We start from the raw sequence: 24,177 nt of genomic DNA on the forward strand, positions 1-24,177 counted from the left end.
TGTCTTTATCGTTCTAGCTTCTCACTCGCCTCATGTAACATATCTGTTAACGCATGGCTCAATTCCCTACCGAGAATTTTCTCATAGGCTTCATATAGTTTTTTCAAAGATTTTCTGGCCTCTACGTAGATTAATTGTCCTTTTTCTGTTAAATACAGTTTTGTCTCTTTTCCTTCTTTTTTTCTAATGACAACGTCTTCTTTTTCCAATTTATCAATAAAACGAGTGCTGGTCGAAGGAGCAATTGATAATTTTTCACACAATTCTTTTTGGGTTATGCCTGGGTGACTTTTCACAGTAATTAATAAGTATAAATACGTCGGGGAAAAGCCTGTATGCTCAAACTGTTCCTCAGCTAATTTTGTAATCACTCGTGTAAAACGGCTTGAAGTAAAATATAGACATTTTCTTAACACTTCGTCTTCTGCTTTCATTTTCCCACCTCATTTGCATATACAAATTAACATACCTAAACTACTTTTACAACTTTTTTGTTTCCCTTCTATTTCTAATACCGAATAATAAACCCCTCATACGAATCCCACTCCGATACGGTGAGGATAAATTCGCATAGTGTAGTTTTACTTTTATGCTTTCATTGGGTGGAATCGGAATCGATTGAAAGGATGTTTGTTCTTCCAATATGGATGGGCTATATCCTTCTGAATCGGATAAAGTGAACATTTCAGGAGTAAGATTAATAAGTTCACCAGATGTGTTTTGCACTTCGATCAATAAGGAAAGTTCATCATAAAATTGATCATTCGTATTAATCCACCCTTCTAACACCCCCGAATTTAATGAAATGATTTTAAAAGTAAGGTCTTCATTTATGATGACATCTTGCTCGTGGTCATCTTTATTCAAAAAGCTGGATTGAAAGGTGGACAGTGCAACCATTTGGTCGATTGGAGTAGAGTATATATACCTTGTTAACATAAGGACAATTAAACATAGACATGTTGTTAACAGTACTTTCACATACCCCGCATAAGACCTTCGTCTTGAAGACGGCTGATATGAATGAGGTCGCCGTTTGAAGAACTCGTTCTGTGTGTAAATTCGTTTTTTCAATTCCCCTTCTATATAATGTTCGACAATATGTTCAGGAGCATGTTTCAACTTTGGATGCAGTGCTACTTGGTTTTTTACTTTCTCGTTAATACTTTTCAATAAATCATGTTGAAGCGTCCCAGATTGCGCATACATTTTTCGGAGTAACTGAATGGAACTCGAATGATTGTTTAATAAACTTCTAATCTCTCTTTGTAACTGCCACTCATATTGGTAACGAGGTGAATTTGATTCTACTTTTCTATTTTTCTGGATAATCAATAGGAAAATCGTTAAAACAAAGAACAACAAAACGACAACGGTAGTATTCCCTACCGCTTTAGGACCTGCGAGGAGGCTTCCGTCGCCACAGCAGGGCCGAAGCGCCCCGAGCTGATGGCGCTTTTTGCTAGACATCAAAAAAAACGGTAAAGGGGATACTTTAACACTTTATTGAACTTAAACTTTCTGTAACAATAAAAAAGGCCTAAGTCTCAAGCAAATACTTGGACTCAAACCTCTTCATACTAATATTAAAAACGACGATGAGCTGCGTGCATAACAGGGCCCACAAATGAATTTAAACGAAAGCCGTGACGTACAGCTTTGGAAATGAATTGCTTTGCAACGGCAACAGCATCTTCCACTGTTCTTCCTTTCGCAATTTCAGCAGTAATAGCTGCCGCTGTTGTACAACCTGCCCCGTGATTGTACGTCGTATCCACTTTTTCAGCTTCAAACAAGCGGTATTCTTTTCCGTCAAAGAGTAAATCTACGGCTTTTTCGTGCTGTAATTGCTTTCCACCTTTAATGAATACGTTTTTCGCTCCTAGTTCATGAATTGCTTTTGCTGCTTCTTTCATGTCTTCAATCGTTTTGATCGGTTCACATTTTGCTAACTGACTTGCTTCGAACAAGTTCGGTGTCACGACTAGTGCTCGCTTCACAAGGATGTCACGTAATGCTTCTGTCGTCTCAGGATGGAGCACCTCGTTTTCCCCTTTACATACCATTACTGGGTCGATGACAACACGCTCCATTTCATATTTGTCGATATATTTTGCCGCTAATTCAATGACATCCACCGAACCAAGCATTCCTGTTTTGACCGCATCGATCCCTACGGAAAAAGCAGTTTGTAATTGGGACTCTAGCGCATCAATATTGATTGGAAACACTTGATGCTGCCAATTTTCTGGATTCATCGTCACAATCGTCGTCAAAGAAGTCATTCCATATACATTTAACTCTTGAAATGTTTTCAAATCAGCCTGAATACCAGCGCCCCCACTCGTATCAGATCCTGCAATCGTCAATACTTTTTGCATACCTACAATTCCTTTCTATCCAATGAAATAACCGTAAGCATATGGTGATTTATCCAACCCTTTACATATGCTTAATACCCCTTATTATAACGGAAATGACTTCGGTTGGACTAGGGGATGGTTTCAATCTTTCGAAATTGAATTTTGCTTAGGTAGACTCATCATTCTAACGACTGTTTTGAGCGGAACGACCGTTTTTCACTCTAACTGTCACGATCGCGTTAAATAAGTGGAATGGGGAATAGATGATTGAGAGCTTTGGGTTACAAGAGATAATCCTATTGATAAGGGGACTTTATGAAGAGGGATTAAAAGAAGACCCTAAGAATTTTGGGCTACAATATTCTTAGAGTCTTCAATTCTCTTAATATTTATGCTTTAGCTTGAAGCGCATAGACCGTATCTAGAAGAACGTTCACACCTTTTTCGCACTCTTCCCATGAAGTGAGTTCTTCTTCGCAATGGCTCTTTCCTTTTACACTCGGGACGAAGATCATGGCTGATGGTATTAGACTTTGGATGAACTGGGCATCGTGTCCTGCCCCACTCACCATTCGTTTATAGGAATAGCCGAGGGACTTGGCTGATTGCTCTAGCTGTTCACAAATCGATTGGTCAAAGTGAACGGTATCCCGCCCCCACAACTTCTTAACCGCTACAGAGCAGCCATTGGCATCAGACAATTGTTCTAACTCTTGAATAATCTGCTCCACTTGTTTGATCACTTCTGGATTTTTATGCCTTGCTTCTAAAGAGAAGATGACGTTATTCGGAATGACTGTATGAATGTTCGGAGAAACATTTAAACGTCCAATCGTATACACAAGGTCTTCATCCAGTAGCTTGAGCTTATCTGTCGCGTTTAACATGAGTTCGGTTGCCTTCGTTAACGCATCATTTCGCATCGGCATTGGCGTTGTGCCCGCATGGTTGGACTCGCCATTTACTTCTACCTCATAGCACACCATTCCGACTACGCACTCTACAACTCCAATGGATAACGCTTCTCGCTCCAATACTGGCCCTTGCTCGATGTGTAGTTCAATAAACGCAGATGCCTCTTTTAAGCGATTTTCCACTTTCCCTTCATATCCGCTTGCTTGAAGCGCTTCTTTAAACGTTACTCCTTCTACATCTGAGCTTTGAAGCATCTTTTCTTTCACAAACTTTCCGGACAACACCCCAGATGCCATCATCGAAGGTTCAAAACGGGCTCCCTCCTCATTCGTGAAATTCACTATCGTAAGCGGAACCTTTGGCTTAATCCCACTTTCCACAATGGTACGGACAACTTCTAAACCAGCGACTACTCCTAACACTCCATCAAAACGGCCGCCTTTTTTAACTGAATCTAGATGGGATCCCATCACAATGGGAGGTTTATTTTCAACCCCTGGCAAGGTCGCATAAATCGTCCCCATATCGTCCACTTTAATTGTCATTCCCAACTCCTGACAACACTCACAAAAATAATCTCGTGCCTGTATATCTTCTTTTGATAACGACAGACGGGTCACACCTTGATTATCCGTTCGACCAAACTCCGCAAACTTTTCTAATGTCGCCTTCAAACGACTTCCATTTACCAGTAACCGCTTCTGTGTTTCCACCTCTCCAATCGCCCCTTTCCAAACACTCTTTACTTCTATTATAAGGACGATATATTTTCGTATCATTGAACACAATGTCATAATTTTTAGGGGATGGTTTTACATAGTGTATAGTCTTTAAAGCTTAGTTCAAAACGCTTTGAATTTACGTCGACTCAATATGGTAAAATTTATACAAAGCATGTTTTCCGGGGGAATAACGATGAAGCTATTATTATACTTTGGACTAATGGTCATCTCGTTCGTGTTATCGTTGTCACTAGGTCAAATTCTACTAAAAAGAATGAATAGTCTGTGGAAATCATTTTTACTCTCTACATTACTTACTGTTTTACTTTTAGGAGCAAGCAGTGTTTGGTGGGTTTTAACGGAACTGGACGGAATCAGTCAGGGGTTTGGAGTCATTTATTATTGTTTCGCCATGATGGTTATATCCATTATAAACTTAAAAATACTACACACTATTCAAAAGAAAGCTTGATTTGTAGGGAGGCTTTTCTGCGCCTGCTTTTACTCTAATTTCTTATTTAAGGAAGAGACTCGCTACTTTGAGTCTCCCACACAATTCTTAATTGATAGTCGTTATTTGAGTCCGAAGCTTGTCCCAAAAAGTTTTATCCACCGTTTCGATACTTGCGTCAGATATTCCTCTCACCGCAGTATCCAACGCTGTTTTAGTTTGATAAATATTCATGTTGTTCAATCTGACAAGCTTCACTGTTCATTTAACTGAAAACCATACTTTTTATTTATTTTTTCAGCGATTTTCTCTAAAAACTGTTGGACAGTCACACCTTCAATTTCACTTGTATACCAAGCTAGCTTTGCCCCTTTACTTTTACCTTTATAATAAACTTCTAAAGGCATAAACTCTTGATTTACATATGTATAGTCAAATCTAATAAACAGTTCATTGCCCTCTGGACATTCCAATAACGCTTGATATACCGGATTCTTATTATCGGTTTCTAATTTCACCTTTTTTATCTTGGTTAACATACATTTTCCTCCAATATAGTTTAGGCACTATAAATATCGGATCATGTTTTCAAATGTTTATATTTTACAATAAGTTTAAGTAGACTCATTTATTGGATCTAGTAATTGGAAAGGCGTATTTACTAAATTCCCAACAAAATATATACTTAATTTACCAGTAAAACAAGGAGTTAACATATGGAACACTTTAAATTTTTCTGCTTCCAAACCATTTTATTGAGTACACTTTTTATTCTCAACTATTATTTCGATACGTTTATCTCTCAGCCATTTACGCAAGTAGATTTCATTGCCATACTCATATTTTTACTACTTATCCTAGTAGCTTTTAAACCGATCATGAAAGTGTACAAATATTTCACTACCATCCGATTACGCACTAAGCTTCTCATATCAGTGTTTGCCTTTGTGTTATCCATTGTAATCGGAGGGGTCGTGCTGTCACTTTTAACCGGAGAAGCAACATTGATGTGGTGATTGCTTTCTGCGTGTCTTCTCCTCCACTTTGTATACAAGGACTTTCAGGTTTTGATTGGAAATTCCACTGGAGTTGAAACTAATAATCCTCCATCTGAGAAAACATTTTCTAAGAGGTCACTGTAAACGTTCGTAGCAGTTCGTTCTTAACTGACACTTGCTAGCAACTTCCGTTTGCAGCCTAATTCACGTGTTGTTTGGTAGAAGACAAACGGCACAAATTCATCTTCTGTTTCAAGAGAATTTAAATAACCTGAGTCCATTTGAGTATAGGACTCAGGCTGTATAGCTGTGTTTATAATTACGGTATATTTGGCAGTGGTACATTTGATATTTATTCGTCCTCTTCATTCACTTGAAAACCAATCCGCCTTGCGGGTTTATCTTCATGTATCTTTGGTAATGACATCAATAGAAAACTGATTTGATTCACATGTTGCACCAAAACAACTCTCGATCCATTCCCAATCTTTCCTGTAAACGTAATCAAGCTTGGATTGTAGTACCCAACTTTCTCAATATGAAATTGAATGGACTGGCCAAACGACACAAGTCTTGCTCCCACTTCTTCATTTGGATCTAATGTTGCTTCAAACTGATAAATCATTTCAATAATGCGATAAAAAAACTCACTAGCTAAATTCGAACTCTCGTGACTAACCTCATTAACTTCAGAATCGGATATGCGTGGCTTTGTGAAATCAGTATTCATCATTTTCACGCCCCTTTTATTAATAATTCGACAAAAAGGGACAGAATCCTTTAGAAACTAAAATTATGCATGAATTTTTTTCTCTTATATAAGGTAATCAATATTTCCCTATGTATGTGAAATATCTCCGCCAAAACGGGAATCAGGTGTACCACCTTTTTTAACATGTAATAAGTCTAACTAACTTTCATTTATTAAGTTATTTTCAAACAATTGGCTTACTTTCTGATGATATTCCGATATGCAACATCACCACACAGCCGTTTTTACAAAGATCCCCACCAACATTAGTTGTCATTCATCCCTTCGTGTTTTGCTCTTCACTTCCCATGATCACTTTTTCATCTTTGTATCCATCTTTCGTCTTTTTCTCAAATTTTGTCCCCCTCCTTCTTCATTGCTTCCAAAGGAATAATTAAGATAAGATGGTTCTAACATGAGATGGAATGGGAGGAACTTACATGGAGATTGGAATTTATACATTTGGAGAGCGAACAGCTGATCCCGAAACAGGTCGGTTAATCAGCCCGATGGAACGATTGCAAAATATGATAGAGGAGATGGAATTAGCTGATCAAGTCGGATTAGATGTGTATGGAATTGGTGAACATCATCGTCCTGACTACACGGTATCTGCTCCTTCCGTAGTGTTGGCAGCCGGTGGTTCGCGGACTAAACGAATACGCCTCACGAGTGCTGTCAACGTTTTGAGCTCGGATGATCCAGTACGTGTGTTTCAACAGTTTGCAACATTGGATCTTTTGACGAAGGGGCGGGCAGAAATTATGGTCGGCCGTGGCTCATTCATTGAATCCTTCCCCCTGTTCGGATACGACCTAAAAGATTATGATAAGCTTTTTGAAGAAAAACTGGATTTATTGCTCAAGTTGAGAGAATCTGAACGAGTCACTTGGACTGGTACATGTCGTTCATCTATCGAGAATTTAGGCGTTTACCCTCGACCTATGCAAAATCCCCTTCCCCTGTGGATAGCAGTTGGAGGAACGCCAGAATCAGCCAAACGTACAGGTTCGCTAGGTCTTCCGATGGCATTGGCCATTATAGGTGGTTTCCCTGAACGTTTTAAACCTTTGGCTGAAATTCATCAGGAAGCAGCAATTAACGCTGGGCATAAAAAGCCTAAACTAAGCATTAATTCACATGGTTTTCTAGCGGATTCATCACAAGAAGCGGCTAAACTTGCATACCCAGCGTTTAAAACCATGATGGATCGATTAGGAAGAGAACGAGGCTGGCCTCCAATGACGCAAGATCAATACGATTTCTCTCTTTCCTTAAGAGGCGCCAATTTTATCGGCAGTCCTGAACAAATTATTGAAAAAATCTTGTTCCAATATGAAATATTTAAGCATGATCGCTTTCTACTACAATTGACCGTTGGTACACTACCACACAAAAAAGTGCTCCGTGCCCTCGAATTGCTAGGTACTAAGGTAGCACCTGTCATCAAACGAGAAATTTCCCGAGCAAACGGAAAATAATAATAGAATAGCCTGACCCTCGCCACCTTTTCGTGGTTCGATTAAGGGTCAGGTACTTATTGGTGTCCACAGAAAATAAAGAAAAGAATATAATAAAAAAATCCTGTAACCATTGCTACACAAGGATTACAGGACTCTGTTTCATGATGATTCCGACTGGGCTCGAACCAGCGACCTCCACCCTGTCAAGGTGGCGCTCTCCCAGCTGAGCTACGGAATCATGGGAATATAATTTTCTGTCATTTCGTGATGACAATAATTATTATATTTAAGTACGTGAGCAAAGTCAATACATTTAAGGTAATTTTATGATAAAATTTTCTTGTATTTGATTTTCCTAGGAGGAAGTTTTGAATGACGTTAAAGATTCGTGTGTATTCTGATTTTGTTTGTCCGTTTTGTTATATTGGGGATTCTCAGTTGAAGGAAGCGATTAAGGGGAAGAATGTTGAAATTGAGTGGATGCCGTTTGAGTTACGTCCGGTTCCGGTTGAGCCGCTTTCGGTGAAGACTAGTTATATTCAAGATGGATGGAAGTTTTCGGTGAAGCCGATGGCAGAACGATTCGGCGTAAAAATGACGCTTCCTGATATTGATCCTATTCCGCGCACACACTTGCCACATGAAGGGTTCCAGTTCGCAAAAGAGTATGGCAAGGCAGATGAATATGTTGATGCGGTGTTTCAAGCTTATTGGGTTCATGAGAAAGACATTTCCGATATAAATGTATTAGGAAATATTGCCGAGGCAATTGGCTTGAATAAAGATGCCTTCATCGAAGCCCTTCACAATCGCACATATGCTCCAACGCATAAAGATGCGCTAAAACATGCTTACGAAGAAGCACAAGTGACAGCAGTACCGACGTTCTTCATTGGTGACCAAAAAATTCAAGGGGTTCATACGAAAGAACAGCTTGTACAAATCATCAACGAAAAAGTTTCTATTCAACCAACAGGCGATAGTTGCTCAGTTGACGGCTGCTAATTTGATGAAAGATACCGGTCCCCAGCCGGTATCTTTTCGTTACCTATATTCTTTACTCAGACCTACAAATCCCCTATAAAACTCTTTAAACAATTCATTTGCAATTACCTCTTAAAATATATCAACGGAAGTTAGAAACACCGAAAAAGCTACTGTCCACTCCCATCCACTCTCCCTGTTACATAATCCACCTTCTAAAAACACAAAAACCCAAAGAATGCTTGTCCAATCAACATTCTTTGGGTCTATTTAGAAGGAAACCCTCGTTTCGGATTCCTTTTTTATATGTTATGCGTTTTGTGTGTTTAGTTTGTTTTTGTCGCGTTTCCATACGAATTGTAGGGCAATTAATGCAACAAAAGCACCAAGGCCGACTGCGTCTGACCAAAGGGTAGGATTGATCAGCAAGATTCCAGTTGCGATGGCAAGGAGTCGCTCAATCCAGTGAAGGTTGCGGAACCAGTAACCGATCATACCAGCACCGATGGCAATCATACCAGTAATGGCTGTGAACACAACCCAGATTAATTCTGTAAAGTTCGTGTCAATCATGAGCAGTTCAGGCGATAGAACGAACATGTATGGGATGATGAAAGCCGCGATGGCGAGCTTCGCAGATTGAACCCCTGTTCGAATTGGTTCGCCTCCTGATACACCGGCTGCGGCAAAGGCTGCGAGCGCAACTGGTGGTGTAATGTCGGCAATGATTCCGAAGTAGAACACGAATAAGTGTGCAGATAAGTCCGGAATGCCAAGTAAAATAATTGCTGGCGCTGCGATGGTTGACGTAATAACGTAGTTCGCCGTTGTTGGTGAACCCATACCTAAAATGATCGCTGCGATCATTGTTAAGAATAATGTCGGTAATAGCATACCGCCTGCGATGTCCAGTAATCCGTTCGCTAGCTTTAAGCCTAAGCCCGTTTTCGTTACAATTCCAACGATGATACCCGCTGCTGCTGTTGCCGCTGCCACGGCTAAAGCTGTGCGCGCACCGTCCACGAGCGCGTAGATGATGTCAACTAGCTTCATGTTGGAAGCACGGTTAATGAAGCCAACGATAACAGCAATTAAAATTGAATAAAGCGCCGCATGTGTAACTGTTACACCAGACATAAGTAAAACGATAACCGCTAAGATTGGAATTAATAAATAAATTTTCTTTAATACTTCTTTACGGTTTGGCATTTCTTCTTTTGATAAACCGCTTAAGCCGATACGCTTCGCTTCAAAGTGCGTCATGATCCAAACGCCTGCGAAGTAAAGAACGGCCGGGATGGCTGCTGCTTTTGCGATATCCCAATACGTTAAGCCGCCGCCGATGAATTCAACCATTAAGAAGGCTGCTGCTCCCATGATTGGTGGCATTAATTGTCCACCTGTTGAGGCAGCTGCTTCAACCGCTCCGGCGAATTCACGCTTGTATCCGAGCTTTTTCATCATCGGAATTGTGAAAGAACCTGACGTAACAACGTTCGCTACAGAGCTTCCGCTAATCGTTCCTTGAAGGGCACTTGAGAAAATCGCAACTTTCGCAGGACCTCCTGTGCTTCTACCGGCAATTGCGACCGCTAAGTCATTGAAGTATTGACCAACGCCGGTTTTCACTAAGAAAGAACCGAATAGTAAGAATAAGAAAATGAAAGTTGAGGATACCCCTAATGGCGTTCCTAAAATTCCTTCTGTCGTAAAGAACATCGTTTGAACTAAGCGTTGTAAGCTTAAACCACTATGATGTAAAAAGCCTGGCATGCTTTCGCCAAAATAGCCGTACGATAAGAATAAAATCGCAATGATCGTAATCGGTAAACCGACGGCACGACGCGTTGCTTCTAATACAAGTAAAATAGCGATAATTCCAACGTAAAAGTCTGTTTCCGTTAAGAGACCAACGCGCATAACAATCGCATCAATGTTCATTGGCCAGTATGCACCGATGTAAATACTAAGTAGTGCTAAAATGATGTCATACCATGCCACTTGAAGTTTCCCTTTACGTTTTTGCCCACGACGAGCAGGGAATAATAGAAAGATAAGGGCTAACGCAAATCCTAAGTGAATCGAACGCTGGATTTGCGCCGTAAACACCCCGAAGATTGCCGTATAAAGTTGGAATAAAGAAAAGGATAATAATCCGATGAACGTAATGACTTTAAAAATACCTGTTAAATTTCGCGTGTTTGATTCTGGATCGTACTTCTCCAAAATCTTTTGCTGTTCCTCAGCCGATAACGTTTCATACTTTTCGTTATTCACTGATGTTCACTCCTTTCAACTGATGCCATAAAGATAATCGTTCTGGAACTACTCTCACCCATTTCCCTCCACCGATTTTGTCTGCGAGTTTATAGTGAATTCCGTTGTAGACAAGCTGATGATCCGCCCGTACTTGTCCAATCCGCAGGTCAATGGAAGCAAATTGACGTTCCATATTCGTGATGACATATTTTCCATCTCGTTTTTCAAATACTTCATTTCCTTCTGCGTTTGAAGGCATGCCAATTGCAAAGTCACTATACTCAAGCTCGGTTAAAATAAGCTGATCATTTTCGATGGAAAACGTTTCCGAAACTTCGGATAAATGAATCGAATGCGTGTAGGTGATTTTAAAAGAATCCAATTCACGTACAGGAAGAAAGGCAAGCATCTGATCTGTATCTTCGTAATAAAAGGTCAATGTATGCCTATAAGGAAAGAAAAATACGAATGCGATGATGATTATGAGTAGGGGCAAAAAAAAGAATCGTTTCGTCATATGTAACATTCAAACCCCGCCTTAAACAAAAAGAGCAAATGAAAACGATAGACCGAACAAATGCCGGCCTATCATTTTTTGTTAAAACCGAAATTATTTTACGCCCTTTTCAGTAAAGTACTTGTCAGCACCTGGATGTAATGGCATGTCGCCGATTCCGTCAAGCGCTGTTTCAGCTTTAATTAACTTACCTTTTGCGTGCGTGATTTTATCTGTGTTTTCGAAAATAGCTTTTGTGATGTTGTATACTGTATCTTCATCTAAGTCGTCACGTACAACAAGCATCGCTTTAACTGCAACTGTTGTCGCATCTTCTTCAATTCCGTAAGTACCAGCTGCAACTGTATCTTCAGCGTAGTATGGATACTTCTCGATTAACTCTTGAATTTTTTCACTAGCGATTGAGATTACTTTTACATCTTCAGTTGCCGCTAATGCTTCAACTGCACCAGTTGGTGTACCAGCTGTGATGAAAGCTGCATCGATGCTTCCAGATTGGATACCATCTGTAGACTCATCGAAAGATAAGTTTTGCGCTTTAATATCGTCCGTTGTTAAACCGTGTACTTCTAAAATTTGAAGAGCGTTTGCGTTTACACCAGAACCAGGAGCTCCGATGGAAACTGTTTTACCTTTTAAGTCTTCAACAGATTCAATTCCGCTATCTTTTGTTGTAATGATTTGAACTGTTTCTGGGTAAAGTGTACCGATAGCTTGTACATTTTCCACTTTATTTCCATCAAACATTAATTCGCCGTTTAATGCGTAAGAAGCAATGTCTGTTTGTGTGAAGGCGATTTCAGCTTCGCCGCCCTTTAACGTATTCATATTTTCAGCAGATGCACCAGAAGACTGTGCGCTAGCTGATAATTCTGTTTCATCCTCGATGATACTAGCCATTGCACCACCTAGAGGATAATATGTACCCCCAGTACCACCTGTTAAGATACTTACACTTGTTACTGCTTCTCCTTCTCCACCATTGCCTGCATCGTCTCCGCCATTACCGCAAGCTGCGATAACCATAGAAACCGCTAGCAATAGGACGAAAAGGAAGCTACTGCGTAACTTTTTCATTGTAACACCCCTTTTAAAACTTTTTGTGTGTAAAAAACCACAAACCTATAATAACACACAGAATATGAAAAATGTCAAATTATTATAGACAATTTACATAATATTGAAATTTTTGGCTTGCATTTACACTTTTTTATCCTATATTCTTCCACATCATCCCCCAGCACCAAACCACCAATTTTCCATTCTACACGTCCTTTCCACAGAGAGGAGAACTTCTCTTCGACATTCCACTATGCACTCTCGCTGAAGGAGTTATGTAGCTCCATTAGCAAAGTTCCTTGCTAATTTTATAAAAAAAGAAAACCAAAAGACGCTGCTTCTGGCTTTCCTTTTACAAAAACTTATCTGTGCACTCGTTCGGAAATGCGGGATAGAGCATATTGAAAATCCGCTTTTAAGTCATCAATATTTTCAAGTCCTACGCTTAAGCGAAGCAATCCGTCTGTGATTCCACGTTTGATACGTTCATCCTTTGGCATAGCGGCGTGTGACATTTTAGCGGGATACGATAAGATCGATTCGACCGCTCCTAAACTAACGGCAAAAACGGGGATGTGGACATTGGAAACGAGGGCTTTAACGGCTTCTTCACTTTCGAGCTCAAATGATAAAACTGCCCCTGCACCATCTGCTTGATACCGTTGAATCGTTGCCCCGGGGTGGTCGTGAAATCCCGGATAATAAACAGTGCGCACTGCTGGATGCTTCCGTAAGAACGACGCTAGTTGGAAAGCCGTTCTCGACGATTGCTCGAGACGAACGTGCAAGGTTTTCAGCCCGCGTAGCACGAGCCAACAATCTTGGGGACCTAAAATTGCACCGAATGCGTTTTGTAGCTGATACAACTTATTACCGAGCTCTTCGTCTTTGACAACAGCCAGTCCGGCAACGACATCGCTATGACCCGCTAAAAATTTCGTCGCACTATGTAAGACGATATCAGCGCCTAATTCGAGCGGGCGTTGAATGGCAGGTGTCATAAACGTATTATCGACGAACGTTAAGCATCCATTCGCTTTCGCAAGCTTCGTAATCCCTTGAATGTCGGTCACTTTCAAAAGTGGGTTCGACGGAGTTTCGATGTAGATGACTTTCGTGTTCGGGCGAATACATGTCGCAACTTCGTGAAGATTGGTCATATTGACAAACGTGTGCTCGATGCCAAATCGTGTGAGAACATCTGCCACCATCCGATACGTTCCACCATACACATCTTCCGACACTAATACGTGATCACCTTTGGATAAAAGTAAAAAAGCAGTTGAAATGGCGGCCATTCCAGAAGAAAAGGCGAAGCCCCTCGTACCTCCTTCTAAGTCTGCAATCGCTTCTTCTAACGCTTCTCGGGTAGGGTTTCCAGACCGTGCGTAGTCAAACGTTGGAGGATGATCGTAATCTTCTTGGTGAAAGGTGGATGCATGTTGAATCGGGACGCTTACTCCTTTTGTGAACGGATCAAATTTGTGCTTATTATGCAATAATTTCGTTTGAAAAGACCAGTTACCCGCCATATGTGAACACCGCCTTCTTTTCAGCTTCTTTTAGTGCTTGAGATAAATCCGCCTTTAAATCTTCAACGTCTTCAATTCCGACAGAAAAACGAAGCAATCGATTACAGACCCCGTTTTTCGTTCGAATATCTTCAGGAATATCACCATGTGTTTGTGTTGCAGGATACGTAATAAAACTTTCCACCCCGCCTAAGCTTTCAGCAAAACAAATGAGAGATAAGCTTCGTAAAAACGGATCGACGAATTGTTCGTCCTTCACCCGAAACGAAAGCATTCCGCCTTTTCCAGGGTACAGCACATCCGTAACTAAATGGCTTTCTTGTAAATGTTCCGCAAGAGCTTTCGCGTTCTCTTCGTGCCGTTTCATTCGAAGCGATAATGTCTTCATGCCTCTAACTAAAAGCCAGCTATCAAACGGCGAAAGCACACTTCCAATGGCATTTTGTTGATGGAAAAGCCGCTCGCAAAGGTCTTCCCCTTTCGCGACCACTAACCCCGCTAAAACGTCGTTATGGCCACCTAAATATTTTGTCGCGCTATGAATGACGATGTCCGCTCCTTCTTCAAGCGGCCGCTGTAATACAGGTGTGTAAAACGTATTGTCAACGATTACGAGTAGTTGATGGTTTTTCGCCCATTTCGCCACACGTTGAATATCTGTTTCCTGCATGAGTGGATTTGTCGGTGTTTCAAGCAGAATCGCTTTCGTATTGTCGGTCAGTTTCTGTTCTAGCTTTTCAAAAGACGAAAAATCATCATAATGGGTGACGAGTCCATACCGACGAAAATCTTCTAACATACGGTACGTTCCGCCGTACAAATCGCTTGACACGATGAGCTCATCTCCGCTTGAAAATAAGGACAAAACCGTTTGAATCGCTGCCATTCCAGAGGAAAAAGCAAACCCTTTGTCTCCCCCTTCAAGCTCTTTAATCGCGTCTTCTGCGACTTGGCGCGTTGGGTTTTTCGTCCGGATATAATCATAGCCAGTTGATTCACCAATGCCTGTATGACGATAAGCTGTCGATAAATAAATCGGCGTGCTCACCGTGCCGGTATCCGTTTCCGTTCGATTACCTACTTGAGCAATAACCGTGTCTACATTCCATTTTTTCACGTTTTATATCCTCCTTTAGTTTCGGTGATGGATAGGAGGCCGTCTTGTCATATAGACAAGGGAGCTAAAAATAAAAACACCTTCTTCGATAAGAAGAAGGTGACATATACGTAACTATGCTCCTTCTTATCTTTCAAGCATGACAAACGGCAAGAAGCTGCTTGCTGGATTTAGCACCTTGGTACTGCCTAAAAGACAAATGAGCCTTTTTGATGTCATTCGGTAAGATGCGCAGTACCGGTTGCTGAGGTTTCGTAGGGCCAGGTCCCTCCACCTCTCTCGATAAGAAAATTGAATTTTTTTAATTTTTTACTACTTTAAAGGAATTTGGTGGATTTTTCAAGTGTTTTTTCACAATTTCGATTTCACACGGCCGTCAATCGGTATGTTCTCCTTATTTTGAGCGGAGGGTGTGCAGTTCGGTTTTTAATTCTTCGATTTTTGTTTGAAGCTCATAGATGATCCGTGTACTGGAGGTGAGCTTTTCACTGTATGATTGAACCATTTCCTTTAATTGTTGAATTTCTGTGCTCACCACTTTATCAAACTGTTCTTTGTTCTGTGTTTTTATTTGCGCAAGCTGATTTTGAAGTTCTTCCACTTCTTTTAACAATGACTTTTCCCTTTCCTCAAGTTCATTTACATACTTTAATTTTGCCCTTGCCTCTTCTAATTCTTGTTCGATCTCTGTTAACCTCTTTTGCATATCCACATATTTACTTTCAAGATTGTTTTTTTCTTCTTCTAACTTTTTGACATTAAGCTTATATTGTTCATTACTCACCTGCAATTGCTCAACTTTCTCTTCAACATTTTTCATTTCCTTTTCACGGGTAACATATCTGTCTTCTAATTCCCTTTTTTCGGCAACTATTTTTTCAATTTTTTCATTAAATTCTTTTTCCCGTTCAGAATTTGATTGGGATAATTGGTTTTCTAGAGATTTTAGGGCTTCTTGAATGGCTCGATTTCGCTCCTTATATACATTTAACTCCTTTTCAATTTTCCCATTCACTTTTTTTAATTCGGTTTGTTCTTTCATTAATTTCTTCTTTTCCACCTTTAATTGTTCCAAAGATTCTATTTTTTCCTCAAACTGTTGAGATAGGGCTATCTTATTCTCTTCAGTATCCTTTAATTTCAAATTTAATTGATTAATTTGCTCTTGAAGATTCATATTTTCATCTTTCAGGTCCTTTAATTGACTATAGTGAAAATCATCTTCGTATTTTTTTAACTTTTGCTTACATTGATCTAATTCCGCGTTTATTTGGATAATAAGCTGTTGCAACTGTACTTTGCTTAACCGTTGGACGCGTTTATAAACTGTCGTACCTTTGATTTCCATTATTCTTCTCCCCCTAATACTTCAAAACTATTGTTATGTATATGATTTCAATTTTTATGTGATGTTTGTTCAGAACCATTTCTTTGGAAACCGAATCTCATTTGATTAAGGGAGCGTGCATTGAAGGTTTGTTCCTCAAATTCGACAGTTGCATCTATCGTTACTTCTGTTCGATCTTTTGGTATTTTTATGACGCATTGAAAGTTACTCAATGCAATGGTCTCTCCAGGAGGAATTGAAATGGACTGAATCGGTGCTATCCAGTATTCACCATCATCTACCCCTTTTTCAAACCAATCCTCGTGAACATATTTCCATCCCTTCGTTTGCTCTTTTCCTTGAACACCTAGTCCTTCTACCATTTCTGGAGGAATAATTTGTCCCCTAAAGTTCACAGTCGTAGCAGGGTCAATATATATACAAATCTTTGGGTTTGTTAAAGCGATTGTCCCCGTATTTCTCATTATCAAATCACTTGAAACAAGCATCTGATTTTCTTTTTCTGTAATTAGAACATGGTAATTAAAGAAAACATCTACCCCTTTTACAACTTCCTTGTTTAAATGCATTTGCTGAACGGGTTTAGACTGTTGGTTAAGGAGAGGGTGAGGTTGAGTAATATTTTCACCTGTATAAACTTTTGAGATCCAATGAAGGAATTCGATCGGTAATCGATTTTGTAACTTATGAAATAAAGCAGAGGAGATGGCAATGGCTAATTGGTCCAACAGCACATTCTTAGATTGAGGTGAGCTATATGTAACATTTCCACTAATTTCACATGTATGGGAGATCGTTTGATCCACACTGTCTTCATAGTTAAGAGAGATAGGTGTACGATTCAGATGCTTTTGAAAAGGGATGACCCATTCGCTTTCCTTTTCACCCTGCTTCTTTACAGACACTGATACAGAATCTTCACTGTCTTCATGATTTGTGAAATTTAATTTCAGTACAAAATCATTCATTTCTCCTTTGTCTTCATTGGAAAGTTCAATTTGCACTCCAAATTGTGACAGGGTATTTCTAATTTTAAATAATAAATGCCGATTGAACGTATCTTGGAGCGTCGAAATCAAGACCCATTTGTCAATTATCCCTAAAGGTGCTAACTCTATTTTTCTCTCATACACGTTAACATTAGCTTCAACACCATTACGTTCACACATATAAAGAAAGCTTGTAACTTCTTCATACGAAACCTTTCCAATTACTTTCTTTAAATAATTCAAAGAAAAATCCACGATATCACCTCAGGTTGATTTTTCATATACCTATATACAGGAAAATATAGGTAAATATACACAAAGGACATGGATATATTGCCCATTTTTATAAAATATTTCAAAAAAATCTGTTTTTTGGTTACCAATATAAACGAATATCAATAAAATATATGGAAATCAACCCAAAAGAAAGGAAGATTATTGTGAAAGGAAAACCCATTAAAGGCTCTCAAATACTCCCACCTTTAACTCCGAATAATTTAATGGAAGAATGCATTCGTGTTCAGAAAGTTTATGACTGGGTCGTTGACAGCAATCGATATACAAATAAAGTACCTCTGCCTGGAGGAGAACTCGGCTGCGCTGCAAGCGTACGAGAGGCTATTGAAGCAGGAGATACCTTACGTATTGAAGTTATTACACCAGATGTACCTGGAACATTCCCATTAATTCCAAAACCTCAACCAGATCAAAAACAAACTGCAAGAGCAGATGTTGTAGAAGTTGTAAACGGAGAACCTGGTGAGCCCGGTCGTGTACGTGTCATCTGGACTGTTATTGTAACTGTTCAAGTTTGGAATGATACGAGTGCCGACATGTTATGTGAGTTTGATGTTCCTGTACAATTTGATGAAGATTATGCTGTATGTATTCCTGAACCATTGGATGAAAGTAATGTCCTATGTCGAATGACAAAAATTGTCGCACGTCCTACAAATCGTGTATTTTTAGGAAATATGGTTGAGCTCACTATCTTTATTTGTACCGAAATGCAAGTGGAAGCTGAAGTAAAATTAGAAGTTCTAGCAAAATTCTGTCAACCGCGACCAAACGACATCGTCATCCCAACTCCACCAGAAGAAGAATGTCCATTATTTGAATTCCCTCCACAGTGTCCTGACATTTTCCCTCGTCAGAATTGTGATTGTCAGGCAGCGGCCGATGCTACAACCGAAAACCAAACGGTAACGTTCAGTTCAGGCGCTGAAGTAGGAGATGTATCATTAACAGCTCAAATTTGTAACAATTGTACACTTTCTCAAAGTTCTTGGATCTTTAATTTCACAGATACGAATGGATATTTATACGCTGACCAAAGCTTTACAGCAACTCCACTCTCGTTTACAGGTGTTACATGTAATGACACGACTCCAGGATTTATCGAGATGGTGTTAACAGGTGTAGCCAATATGTCTTCAACGGCTACGGGAACATCGATTAACGTGACGTACTCACTTCGCTTAAGAGAAAACGATCTCCTCGGTGGTACAGATGAGTATCAGTTAATTTTAACAGACCCATTAGGAAACATCATTTTCAATAGTAACCCTGTCACTGTTCCGAATGCAGACCTTGAGGTACGCGACTGCCGTACTTTCAATGACTAAATAGCTTTTAGGAGAGAGCACCCTTCTCTCCTTTTTTATTTTCCAATTTTTTATTAAATCACTGTGAAATTTTCTTTCTCTTATAAACAATTTATGGATGGAAGCATATAAATATTAAAGAATTTCACCTAAAAGGTTGAAGGTTGGTGATGTATGTGGAATCCCCAAAAAAAGCGAACTTTGAAAAAGCGAAACAAAACTTGGATAGGAAATTAAATCAGTACGCAAAAGATATTCGCAACATCGGGCAAGATTTAAACGAATTTGAAATAATCAATACGTCCATTCAATATTTATTACAGAAAAAAACATTTTATTTAGAAAATTTAAATACAGGAGATGAAGCGGCGCAAACAATTTCTTTGATCCAGAAACTTATAGGTGCGGACCATTCACTCATTACTTCCCATATGCAAACATTTAATAAGATGAAGCGGGAAATGAATGGGAAAGTTCGTTCTCTTGAATCCAATCATGAAAAAGTTCAGAGCCAATTAAAAAAGAGAGACGAAATGTTGAACACAAAAGATCAACAATTGAAACATTACAAAAAAAACATTGAATTATTAGATGAAAAGTTAAGATACCATGGAAACCAAATAGGTAACCTCCAAGCACAAAACCACCTACTTCAGGAAGAACTAAAAAAGAAAAAAACATTGATTCATGAATACGAGGATCGCATCAATGAATTGAAATCAATAATCCAACAGTCTGAAATAAGCCTAGAAGAAAAATTGGAATATTGGAAAAATAACCTTCGTAAAAGTGGCTATTTAATTCGGATATTATCAAAACATGTTGCGATGCTAGAAAGGCAAATGGAATCTGTCATGGGATTGCTGCGAGGAGATGAGGATAATTCCAGCCAAAAGGAGTGGACTCAAATGGATATGCATTCAGGAAACGTAGAAAAAGAGAATAACGAAAAAGTTGAGAGGCTCACGAAAATCGTTGAGCAAGTTCAGAAGGAATTAACATTTTATAAGGATGTCATAATGGAATTGGATCAGGAAGTCTCTTCTTATCAAGCTGAACAAGAACAAATCCAGTTAAAACTCCAGCAATTTTATCAAGAACAAGAGAATAAAAAGAACGAAAAAGAGCAAGAACTAATTGCTCAAATTCAACAATTAGAAGAAGCATTGAATCAGAAGGAAAAAGCTATTCAGGAATACGAATTGCGCGTTCAAAATCAACGCAAGGAGCAGCTACAAAATCATACAGCTCAAAACCAACAGACGAATATGTCTCGCCCACAACATAAACATCCTTTTAACACGGAACATACTAACCCTTCCACAAGTGTAATCAACCCATTTAAAAGGGGTCGATAAAAATCAACTGCCCAAAACGAAACGTATTCCTTATTCAAAAAGAAATCTACAAGAAAATGATCCACCATTGTGAAGCGGCACTCCCATATGAAGCCTGTGGTTTTTTAACTGGTTTAAACGGGATGGGCGGGCGAGCTTGGCCGATATCAAATCTTGAGACCAATTTTCATTCTTTTGAAATGAAACAGGAGGAAGTTGTCAATTTATCAAATCGTTTAGGGGATGGAGACGAACAAATCACAGCTATATATCATTCACACCCGACCTCCATTGCTTATCCTTCACCGATGGATATTTTATTTGCACCAGATGGAGACATCGCCTATATAATCGTCTCCTTCCTTTATTCATATCCACAAGTCAAATGCTTCTATATCCATAATAAGAAAGTCAACCAATTGTCACTTCAGATCATCGATCACTAGTCTTTCTGACAACTACTAAATGATTTGGGGGATCAGGATGAAAATTTTATTCATGTTTACCATTCCAAGCGGAGGTATGGAGACATTAAATAGGCAACGACATCTAGCATTAAAATCTGTTGGTATTGAATCCCATTTTTTGTATCGATTTGAAGGATCAGGTATTCAAAATCAGCTCGATGCTCCTATTTTTGTTTCTAACACCGAATCAGATTGGAATACCATTATTACTAAAAATCATTACGATTATATCATCGTAAGTTATGACCTAATTTTGTTGAAAGCTGTTTCTCAAAGTGGATTTAACGGCAAAATTATTTATGATAATCAAGGAATTGGAAAAAGGAAAGATTATATTAATCACTATATAAAAAATCAGGCGTATCCTTTCATTGAATCTTATGCAGATGCCATTATGTGCCCAAAAACCCCACATCTTATGGAAGCATTCAATTCGTTCTTCCCACATAAGAAAAAATATTTTATACACAACGGAATTGATACTAATTCCTTTCAATATATAAATACAACTAAACACCCAAATCTCGTTATTGGATGGGTCGGAAGAATTGAAGAAAATAAAAACTGGAAAGATTTCCTTGAAATTGGGAGAGAGTTATTGAAGGAGTATCCGGATTTGGAATTGTGGATATTTGAAGATGCATCTCTTTCCCATGAATCACAGCGCAAAGTGTTTAATGACTATGTGAATGAATTGTCTTTACAATCTAATATAAAACAATTTCAATCGGTTCCTCATGAAGATATGGCAAAATATTATTCTGTTATTGGCGATTCGGGTGGATTGATATGTTCGACTTCACGTGTTGAAGGATTTGGTTATGCTGTAATAGAGGCAATGCTCTGTCATTGTCCGGTACTAGCCACGGATTCTGATGGCGTTCGCAATTTTATTACCCATAATAAAACTGGAAAGTTTTATTCCATTCATCATATTGCTGAAGCCGTTTCAGAAGCAAAAGATCTAATTGAAAATAAAAAGATTCGTCATTATATTACTAAAAATGCAAAGGATAGAATTGTTGAATCATTTAGCATTGAAAAATATGCAGAGCAACTTTTATCAATGATTCATGACCTTTCACGTAATTAATAAAGATTTAAAAAGGGTAATTTCTCCACATCCTTTGAGGGCTCTTAATTTTAATACGTTGAAAGAATTGATTAAGCCTTTGTTTCCATGTATGGTTTTGGGCGCATTTTTTTTGACCTGCTTTAGCGATTTTTAGACCTTCATCCCAATTCTTCCTATAATAATCAATTTTTTCAATTAAATCGTCTACATCGCGGTACCCAATAATTTCTTTATCGTACTCAAAGAAACCATCCATTTCATCAAAATATTCTGTAAACACTAGTCGTCCTGTCGCAATCGCTTCAAATACCCCGACTTTCACGTTTGTAAAGCCCGCGCCAGTTTTCGGAAAATTGATAACCATTTTAGTTGAATACATAGCCTTAAACCATTCTTCATTGTAAACAGGGCCCTCATTTTTAATAGGCCATCCCCTGCCATATATTTTCGCACCATATTTATCTTGAACTGCTTGGGCAATTTTTAAGCGATCGGCACGATAATGTCCTATAATTGCTACATCCGAAGCATATTTTTCCATTGGCTGCCAGGGGATGAAGAAACGGGAATCAATCCCAAACGGCAAATAGTATGTGTTTTGAATACCTTCTTTCTTGTAATTGTGATAAGCAAAAGCAGAGTTTGTGGTATGATAATCAAACTCTCCAACGTATTTGCTTACGGATGGAAAAACATCCGGATCACTTAATGTTAGGCCAACCACTGTACAATACTGTTTTAATTTTGCAAGAATTGACGAATGAAAGGTTAAACCGCCTGCACATAATAAAATAACATCTGGTTGAAAACTCCTGACTTCTTTCTCAATTAGTTCCCACTTTATATATACTGGACCGTGTCCACCTAGTTTTTTATATGGATTATACATTAAATAGGGACGTGTGCTTAAATTAATTTCATATAATTGGTACCCATTTTCAATTAAGCCCATTTGTATACTTCTAACAATTCCTGTTTCCCCTTCTGTATATCGTCCAATAAAAACAATTTTCAATCGTTGATTACTCATTTTACATCCACTCACAAATTTTTGATATAGTCTTTTTATTGAGTTGTTCACGTTTTAGTAATAAATCCATGTTGCTGGTAATTTTCTTCTTCAACTTATCAGAATTATTTAGACTGTCATTCATTAAATTTATTAAGCTATTAGAGTCGAATGTTTCAAGCAAAAGACATTGCTCTCCGATGTTTAATTCATTATAAAATTGTTTTACTTTTTCATCATAGGAGATTCCAATGCTCGGTATACATTCACTTAATGAAAAGATACTAGCATGAAGTCGCATCGCAATCATTAAATCAAGGTTTTTACAAAGTTCTTTATATTCACATGGAGACATGTTGTAAGGAATTACAGTTGCTTTCCCATTTAGTTTGTATTCAAGTTGTTTCGACTTTTCAATCTCTGATGGAAGTTTATTGAATGGCATAATATAATAATGTAATTTTTTATGTTTAGAATAATGATTCAATACTCCGATTATCTCTTCTTCTAACTTCTTGGCATTTTCTTTATCGTATGGCCAGTTTCTTAAATTGAGCCCAATGTTTATTTGAGATTCAGATTTTTTGAGTAATTGATGATAAGTAGAATGAGTGGAAGATTGAAGTTTAATTGCGGGATCTGCTGCTAGAACGTGTTTGGAGATGCCTAAAGAAGTCAAAAAATTAGATGAGTAGGTATCTCTAACAGTTATTCCGTCAACAATTTGAGAAACCCATTTCATGGCTCCTTTAGCTTCTTGACTGTTTAAAGGACCAATTCCAACACCATATAACATACATTTAACGTTTAGCATCTTGGCTAAAATGATTGGTGCTGTATAATAATTTAACGCCCCTTTTTGATTTAAAAATAAATTTTCTGGTTTAAAGGTATTGTAATCTTGAAAAAGTCCTCCACCACCTACAATTAAAAGGGAGCAATTTTTTAATTCATTTGAAATACTTTTAAAATCAGAACCTGATATCGTTCTTAATGGTACATCCCCATAGTAAGGCCGAATATTGTTTGAAAAAACAGTTACTGCTATCTTGACGGTAGGATTTATTTCTCTTAACGTATCAATAATCGAGTGGAGAATCGCATCATCTCCAGCGTTTCCTGCTCCATAAAATCCATGTATTAAAACTCTCATCATACACCCCCTATGAGTTCTTTACAATAATATATGCACACTCTTGTATAAAAGTTAGAAAGTT

At 38.6% G+C, this 24,177-nt stretch carries 23 protein-coding genes, 1 tRNA gene and 1 riboswitch; of the genes, 8 read left to right on the forward strand and 16 right to left on the reverse strand.

All coding sequences use genetic code 11. From position 1 onward, the window contains the following. Nucleotides 1-5 precede the first annotated feature (5 nt). The 4 genes from ML543_RS02850 to ML543_RS02865 all read right to left on the reverse strand — a co-directional run bounded on the left by ML543_RS02850 (nucleotide 6) and on the right by ML543_RS02865 (nucleotide 3,991). Nucleotides 6-434, reverse strand: coding sequence for a MarR family winged helix-turn-helix transcriptional regulator (locus ML543_RS02850; protein ID WP_243385621.1), 429 nt, complete (start codon nucleotides 432-434; stop codon nucleotides 6-8). A gap of 46 nt (nucleotides 435-480) precedes the next feature. Then, entirely contained in the window at nucleotides 481-1,335 is an 855-nt protein-coding gene (locus ML543_RS02855; RefSeq protein WP_243385622.1) for a hypothetical protein, read from the reverse strand. Nucleotides 1,336-1,586: 251 nt separating this feature from the next. Then, the gene (gene pdxK / locus ML543_RS02860; protein WP_243385623.1) at nucleotides 1,587-2,381 is read right to left on the reverse strand and encodes a pyridoxine/pyridoxal/pyridoxamine kinase; all 795 of its coding nucleotides are present in this window, start codon (nucleotides 2,379-2,381) and stop codon (nucleotides 1,587-1,589) included. A gap of 371 nt (nucleotides 2,382-2,752) precedes the next feature. Then, nucleotides 2,753-3,991 carry a Zn-dependent hydrolase gene (locus ML543_RS02865; RefSeq protein ID WP_243385624.1) on the reverse strand — a complete coding sequence of 413 codons (1,239 nt, stop codon included), beginning with the start codon at nucleotides 3,989-3,991 and terminating at the stop codon, nucleotides 2,753-2,755. A gap of 202 nt (nucleotides 3,992-4,193) precedes the next feature. Between ML543_RS02865 and ML543_RS02870 the strand changes: the two genes are divergently transcribed. After that, entirely contained in the window at nucleotides 4,194-4,472 is a 279-nt protein-coding gene (locus ML543_RS02870; protein ID WP_243385625.1) for a hypothetical protein, read from the forward strand. Nucleotides 4,473-4,705: 233 nt separating this feature from the next. Here the strand turns inward: ML543_RS02870 and ML543_RS02875 are convergent, their stop codons facing one another. Continuing rightward, nucleotides 4,706-4,990, reverse strand: a complete 285-nt coding sequence (locus ML543_RS02875) for a hypothetical protein (protein ID WP_243385626.1) — start codon at nucleotides 4,988-4,990, stop codon at nucleotides 4,706-4,708. Nucleotides 4,991-5,167: 177 nt separating this feature from the next. Here ML543_RS02875 and ML543_RS02880 point away from each other — a divergent pair, with 177 nt between their 5' ends. Further along, the gene (locus tag ML543_RS02880) at nucleotides 5,168-5,467 is read left to right on the forward strand and encodes a hypothetical protein (RefSeq protein ID WP_243385627.1); all 300 of its coding nucleotides are present in this window, start codon (nucleotides 5,168-5,170) and stop codon (nucleotides 5,465-5,467) included. 334 nt (nucleotides 5,468-5,801) lie between these two features. Here ML543_RS02880 and ML543_RS02885 read toward each other — a convergent pair whose 3' ends face one another. After that, complete coding sequence (locus tag ML543_RS02885; protein WP_243385628.1) at nucleotides 5,802-6,182, reverse strand: DUF6173 family protein; 381 nt, start codon at nucleotides 6,180-6,182, stop codon at nucleotides 5,802-5,804. Nucleotides 6,183-6,640: 458 nt separating this feature from the next. On the opposite strand from ML543_RS02885, the gene ML543_RS02890 reads away from it, so the two are divergent. After that, nucleotides 6,641-7,681, forward strand: coding sequence for an LLM class flavin-dependent oxidoreductase (locus tag ML543_RS02890; RefSeq protein ID WP_243385629.1), 1,041 nt, complete (start codon nucleotides 6,641-6,643; stop codon nucleotides 7,679-7,681). A 147-nt stretch (nucleotides 7,682-7,828) separates the two neighbouring features. On the opposite strand, the gene ML543_RS02895 is transcribed toward ML543_RS02890, so the two are convergent. After that, nucleotides 7,829-7,901, reverse strand: a tRNA-Val gene (locus tag ML543_RS02895). A 134-nt stretch (nucleotides 7,902-8,035) separates the two neighbouring features. Here ML543_RS02895 and ML543_RS02900 point away from each other — a divergent pair. Further along, nucleotides 8,036-8,668, forward strand: a complete 633-nt coding sequence (locus ML543_RS02900; RefSeq protein WP_243385630.1) for a DsbA family oxidoreductase — start codon at nucleotides 8,036-8,038, stop codon at nucleotides 8,666-8,668. A 288-nt stretch (nucleotides 8,669-8,956) separates the two neighbouring features. On the opposite strand, the gene ML543_RS02905 is transcribed toward ML543_RS02900, so the two are convergent. The 7 genes from ML543_RS02905 to ML543_RS02935 form a co-directional block, all read right to left on the reverse strand. Next, entirely contained in the window at nucleotides 8,957-10,924 is a 1,968-nt protein-coding gene (locus tag ML543_RS02905; protein ID WP_243385631.1) for a TRAP transporter permease, read from the reverse strand. Continuing rightward, entirely contained in the window at nucleotides 10,917-11,432 is a 516-nt protein-coding gene (locus ML543_RS02910; RefSeq protein WP_243385632.1) for a DUF1850 domain-containing protein, read from the reverse strand. The genes ML543_RS02905 and ML543_RS02910 overlap by 8 nt, the downstream gene beginning before the upstream one ends. A gap of 84 nt (nucleotides 11,433-11,516) precedes the next feature. Beyond that, nucleotides 11,517-12,500, reverse strand: coding sequence for a TAXI family TRAP transporter solute-binding subunit (locus ML543_RS02915; RefSeq protein ID WP_243385633.1), 984 nt, complete (start codon nucleotides 12,498-12,500; stop codon nucleotides 11,517-11,519). Between the two features lie 344 nt (nucleotides 12,501-12,844). Further along, nucleotides 12,845-14,014 (reverse strand): cystathionine beta-lyase, encoded by a 1,170-nt coding sequence (metC, locus tag ML543_RS02920; RefSeq protein ID WP_243385634.1) that lies wholly within the window; start codon nucleotides 14,012-14,014, stop codon nucleotides 12,845-12,847. Next, nucleotides 14,004-15,131, reverse strand: a complete 1,128-nt coding sequence (locus tag ML543_RS02925; protein ID WP_243385635.1) for a methionine biosynthesis PLP-dependent protein — start codon at nucleotides 15,129-15,131, stop codon at nucleotides 14,004-14,006. Before ML543_RS02925 ends, metC begins: the two co-directional genes overlap by 11 nt. Nucleotides 15,132-15,254: 123 nt before the next feature. Next, nucleotides 15,255-15,420: riboswitch (SAM riboswitch) on the reverse strand. Nucleotides 15,421-15,525: 105 nt separating this feature from the next. Continuing rightward, nucleotides 15,526-16,479 carry a coiled-coil domain-containing protein gene (locus ML543_RS02930; RefSeq protein WP_243385636.1) on the reverse strand — a complete coding sequence of 318 codons (954 nt, stop codon included), beginning with the start codon at nucleotides 16,477-16,479 and terminating at the stop codon, nucleotides 15,526-15,528. Nucleotides 16,480-16,526: 47 nt separating this feature from the next. After that, nucleotides 16,527-17,723 carry a hypothetical protein gene (locus tag ML543_RS02935; protein ID WP_243385637.1) on the reverse strand — a complete coding sequence of 399 codons (1,197 nt, stop codon included), beginning with the start codon at nucleotides 17,721-17,723 and terminating at the stop codon, nucleotides 16,527-16,529. Nucleotides 17,724-17,908: 185 nt separating this feature from the next. On the opposite strand from ML543_RS02935, the gene ML543_RS02940 reads away from it, so the two are divergent. From ML543_RS02940 to ML543_RS02955, 4 genes are all read left to right on the forward strand, one after another. Further along, nucleotides 17,909-19,093 carry a BMQ_0737 family morphogenetic spore coat protein gene (locus tag ML543_RS02940; protein WP_243385638.1) on the forward strand — a complete coding sequence of 395 codons (1,185 nt, stop codon included), beginning with the start codon at nucleotides 17,909-17,911 and terminating at the stop codon, nucleotides 19,091-19,093. Nucleotides 19,094-19,248: 155 nt separating this feature from the next. Continuing rightward, nucleotides 19,249-20,430 (forward strand): coiled-coil domain-containing protein, encoded by a 1,182-nt coding sequence (locus ML543_RS02945; RefSeq protein ID WP_243385639.1) that lies wholly within the window; start codon nucleotides 19,249-19,251, stop codon nucleotides 20,428-20,430. A gap of 44 nt (nucleotides 20,431-20,474) precedes the next feature. Continuing rightward, a complete protein-coding gene (locus tag ML543_RS02950) occupies nucleotides 20,475-20,855 on the forward strand; it encodes a M67 family metallopeptidase (protein ID WP_341482339.1) in 381 nt (126 codons plus the stop codon). 37 nt (nucleotides 20,856-20,892) lie between these two features. Further along, nucleotides 20,893-21,969 (forward strand): glycosyltransferase family 4 protein, encoded by a 1,077-nt coding sequence (locus ML543_RS02955; RefSeq protein ID WP_243385641.1) that lies wholly within the window; start codon nucleotides 20,893-20,895, stop codon nucleotides 21,967-21,969. 7 nt (nucleotides 21,970-21,976) lie between these two features. On the opposite strand, the gene ML543_RS02960 is transcribed toward ML543_RS02955, so the two are convergent. Together ML543_RS02960 and ML543_RS02965 are read right to left on the reverse strand one after the other, a co-directional pair. Beyond that, nucleotides 21,977-22,966 (reverse strand): CgeB family protein, encoded by a 990-nt coding sequence (locus ML543_RS02960; protein WP_243385642.1) that lies wholly within the window; start codon nucleotides 22,964-22,966, stop codon nucleotides 21,977-21,979. 16 nt (nucleotides 22,967-22,982) lie between these two features. Next, nucleotides 22,983-24,116: a polysaccharide pyruvyl transferase family protein gene (locus ML543_RS02965; RefSeq protein WP_243385643.1), complete on the reverse strand. Its 1,134-nt coding sequence runs from the start codon at nucleotides 24,114-24,116 to the stop codon at nucleotides 22,983-22,985. Nucleotides 24,117-24,177: the final 61 nt, after the last annotated feature.

Origin of the sequence: Bacillus kexueae (assembly GCF_022809095.1) — a bacterium.
Taxonomy (GTDB): Bacteria; Bacillota; Bacilli; order Bacillales; family Aeribacillaceae; genus Bacillus_BZ; species Bacillus_BZ kexueae.

Excerpts from the sequence above, each read along its gene's own strand:
- ML543_RS02850 (WP_243385621.1), bottom strand. The coding sequence starts at position 434 with ATGAAAGCAGAAGACGAAGTGTTAAGAAAATGTCTATATTTTACTTCA.
- pdxK (WP_243385623.1), bottom strand. The coding sequence starts at position 2,381 with ATGCAAAAAGTATTGACGATTGCAGGATCTGATACGAGTGGGGGCGCT.
- ML543_RS02870 (WP_243385625.1), top strand. The coding sequence starts at position 4,194 with ATGAAGCTATTATTATACTTTGGACTAATGGTCATCTCGTTCGTGTTA.
- ML543_RS02875 (WP_243385626.1), bottom strand. The coding sequence starts at position 4,990 with ATGTTAACCAAGATAAAAAAGGTGAAATTAGAAACCGATAATAAGAAT.
- ML543_RS02880 (WP_243385627.1), top strand. The coding sequence starts at position 5,168 with ATGGAACACTTTAAATTTTTCTGCTTCCAAACCATTTTATTGAGTACA.
- ML543_RS02885 (WP_243385628.1), bottom strand. The coding sequence starts at position 6,182 with ATGATGAATACTGATTTCACAAAGCCACGCATATCCGATTCTGAAGTT.
- ML543_RS02890 (WP_243385629.1), top strand. The coding sequence starts at position 6,641 with ATGGAGATTGGAATTTATACATTTGGAGAGCGAACAGCTGATCCCGAA.
- ML543_RS02900 (WP_243385630.1), top strand. The coding sequence starts at position 8,036 with ATGACGTTAAAGATTCGTGTGTATTCTGATTTTGTTTGTCCGTTTTGT.
- ML543_RS02910 (WP_243385632.1), bottom strand. The coding sequence starts at position 11,432 with ATGTTACATATGACGAAACGATTCTTTTTTTTGCCCCTACTCATAATC.
- ML543_RS02915 (WP_243385633.1), bottom strand. The coding sequence starts at position 12,500 with ATGAAAAAGTTACGCAGTAGCTTCCTTTTCGTCCTATTGCTAGCGGTT.
- metC (WP_243385634.1), bottom strand. The coding sequence starts at position 14,014 with ATGGCGGGTAACTGGTCTTTTCAAACGAAATTATTGCATAATAAGCAC.
- ML543_RS02930 (WP_243385636.1), bottom strand. The coding sequence starts at position 16,479 with ATGGAAATCAAAGGTACGACAGTTTATAAACGCGTCCAACGGTTAAGC.
- ML543_RS02955 (WP_243385641.1), top strand. The coding sequence starts at position 20,893 with ATGAAAATTTTATTCATGTTTACCATTCCAAGCGGAGGTATGGAGACA.
- ML543_RS02965 (WP_243385643.1), bottom strand. The coding sequence starts at position 24,116 with ATGATGAGAGTTTTAATACATGGATTTTATGGAGCAGGAAACGCTGGA.